General features: G+C 73.5%; 5 protein-coding genes. All 5 read right to left on the bottom strand.

Features of this window, described 5'->3' with window-relative positions; genetic code table 11:
- Positions 1-498: pilus assembly protein TadG-related protein (locus C1A33_RS23745; RefSeq protein WP_101833560.1), on the bottom strand; the 498-nt coding region annotated here is incomplete at its 3' end.
- Positions 495-935 (bottom strand): TadE/TadG family type IV pilus assembly protein, encoded by a 441-nt coding sequence (locus C1A33_RS23740; protein WP_101833559.1) that lies wholly within the window; start codon positions 933-935, stop codon positions 495-497. The genes C1A33_RS23745 and C1A33_RS23740, both read right to left, overlap by 4 nt.
- The gene (locus C1A33_RS23735; protein ID WP_101833558.1) at positions 932-1,390 is read right to left on the bottom strand and encodes a TadE/TadG family type IV pilus assembly protein; all 459 of its coding nucleotides are present in this window, start codon (positions 1,388-1,390) and stop codon (positions 932-934) included. The genes C1A33_RS23740 and C1A33_RS23735 overlap by 4 nt, the downstream gene beginning before the upstream one ends.
- Positions 1,387-1,641, bottom strand: a complete 255-nt coding sequence (locus C1A33_RS23730; RefSeq protein WP_133150805.1) for a hypothetical protein — start codon at positions 1,639-1,641, stop codon at positions 1,387-1,389. The genes C1A33_RS23735 and C1A33_RS23730 overlap by 4 nt, the downstream gene beginning before the upstream one ends.
- A 33-nt stretch (positions 1,642-1,674) precedes the next feature.
- On the bottom strand, positions 1,675-2,451 hold a 777-nt coding region (locus tag C1A33_RS23725), incomplete at its 5' end, for a type II secretion system F family protein (protein WP_101833556.1).

The following is a 2,451-nucleotide window of genomic DNA, read 5'->3' as shown; positions in this document are numbered from 1 at the left end:
GGACGCGGGGTGGGTGCGGGTGCGTCCGTCGCTGTCGGGGATCGGCGGGGCGGATCTGGCGTTGGTGACGGGGCGGGCGTCGGCGTATCTGGCGGCGGCGGTGCCGGTGAGGTGGAGCGGGCCGACACCGACCAGGGTGAGGAGCTGCGGCTGGTAGGTCGCGGTGACCGTCACCGTGACCGTGGTGAGGGTCGCGGAGGCGGTGCCCTGGGCGTCGGCGCCGGCGAGGTAGGCGAGCGCGCGGCTGCGGGCCTGTTCGGGGTTGAGCTGGCGGGTGCCGTCGGCGCGGTAGGCGGCGAGGTCGAGGGCCTGGGCGCCGGCGCGGGCGGCTTCGGCGGCGGTGCTGATCGCCCGTGTTTTCGCGTTCAGCGCCCCACCGCCGTCGAGGACGAGACCGGCCAGGCCGACAAGGGCGACGACGAGGATCGCGAAGAACGCGGTGACATACCCGCCATCGGAAGGCTCGGCGGGTGCCGGATGCTGTCGAAGCGGGCTCATGCGACCGCTCGGTACACGTCAAGCGGCGAGGTCGCGGTGGAGGTGAGGGTGCGCCCGGCGGGCAGACGCAGACCGGCAAGGTCCGCGAAATCTACGCGGCAGGAGACGGTGGCGCGGGCCAGGCCGCCGCGGGTGAAGGCGCCGAGGTCCACGGTGACGTGCATCGTGCGGCAGGCCGCCGACCCGACGGCGAGTCCGGCTTCGGCAGCTGCGCGCGCGGCAGTGGTGGCCTCGGCGGGGGAACGGGCGGCGCTGGCCGCGCGGGCCGCGGCCTCGGCGGCGGCGTCGACCTGCCCGCGGGCATCCGTACCGCGCGCCGCCGCGGCGATCAGAAGGAGGAGGAGCACGACCAGGGGGGCGAGCAGGGTGAGCTCGACCGCGGCCGACCCCGTGTCCCTCGCGGGGGCCGTGGCAGGTTCGTCGGGCGGGTCGGTCATGGGGTGTAGGTCTCTCGGGTGCCGGAGGCGCGCGCGGTGACGTGGAAGCCGAGTCCGGGCAGGTAGTGCATCGCGGTGCCGGTGACCGTGACGGTGAGCAGCGTCGGCGTCGGCTGCGTGAGAGTGATCTGCGGATCGGTGAGGACACCACCACCGACCTGACCGGTGATCAGCCGGGCGGCGGTGGGCCCGTCCTGAGCGTCGGCACCGGCCAGACGGGCGGCGGCAACTCCACGCCGCGCCGCCGCCGCGGCGACCTGCTGCGCCCACCCCCACACCGCCAGCTGCACTACGACCAGCAGCATGATCAGGATGAGAGGGGTGGCGACCACAAGCTCCGTCGACGCACCGCCCTCGTCGCCGTCAGAGACAGCGCGCCGGGGTCGGCGTCCCAGCCAACCGGTCGTCCGCGACGGCGGGTGGTCCTCCGTCAGCGGAAGGACGCCGCGGATCACAGGTCCAGGCCGTTGGCCTTGTCCATCAGCTTCTTCGCGATGACCGCCACGATCGCGATCGCCGCCGCGACCAGCAGGGCCGTGATGACCATGAACTCGGTGGAGTAGCCGGCGTCGCGATCCTCCTCCCGGCCGCGTTCCTCGAGCCGGCGCAGCCAGGCCATCGTGGCGGCCGGCAGACACACCAGAAGTGTGATCATGGTTGTGGTGAGGGTGGTCAGTCGGCCGAGTCCTCGGCGCGGGTGCGACATCGGCAGGGCCTTTCAACGGTGGGAGCTGGAGGTTCATAGCCCGCTCAGGACACGCGAGACTGCTGGAAACGCGATCATGATGAGGAAGCCGGCGGTGAGCAGGACGACGGGCAGGCTCATGCGTTCGGTGGCCGCGGCGGCGTCCGCGTCGGCGTCGGCGAGGTCGTGCAGGCGGATCGTGTCGGCCTTCGCCGCGAGGCTGGCGCGGATCCGGGCGCCTTCACCACCGGCAAGGTGCATCGCACCGGCGGTCTGCACGATGTCGGGAATGGTGTAGCGCTCACCGAGAGCGCCGAGGGGTTCCCAGATCGGGACGCGCGTCAGAGCCGCATGATCGACCGCCGTGCGCAACGCGGCGAACTCCTCGCCGCTGCCCGTCGCGGCGGCGTCGGTGACCGCCTGTTCCAGGCCGGCGCCGCCGGCCATCGCGATCACGGTCAGGTCGAGGAAGGCGGAGAAGGCATGACGCAGTGCGCGGCGTCGGCGGGCGGCGTCCGCGCGCACCGCGATGTCGGGGCCGAGGAACAGGCCGGCGGCGACGGCGAGCGCGGCGATGGCGGGCAGTGCGAGTGGCAGGCCGATCCCGACAAAGGCGAGTAGTCCGGTGAGCAGGGGTGGGAGCGCGAGACCGACCAGGCCGGAAGTGATCTTTTCGGCGAGGTGGCTGGCCGGGTCGCGGTCGAGAACATCGAGGTCGCGGCGGATCGCGCGGGGCAGCAGTCGGGGCGGGTCGAGGCGGGCGGCGAGGGGCCGTCCGGCCCGTGCCGCCCAGCCGTCGGCCTGCCCGGTCCGCGTCGCGATGGGTTCGGG

The organism is Frankia canadensis (assembly GCF_900197875.1).
Taxonomy (GTDB): Bacteria; Actinomycetota; Actinomycetes; order Frankiales; family Frankiaceae; genus Frankia; species Frankia canadensis.
The sequence above is the reverse complement of the archived record's forward strand: the minus strand, read 5'-3'. Positions and strand labels throughout refer to the sequence as shown.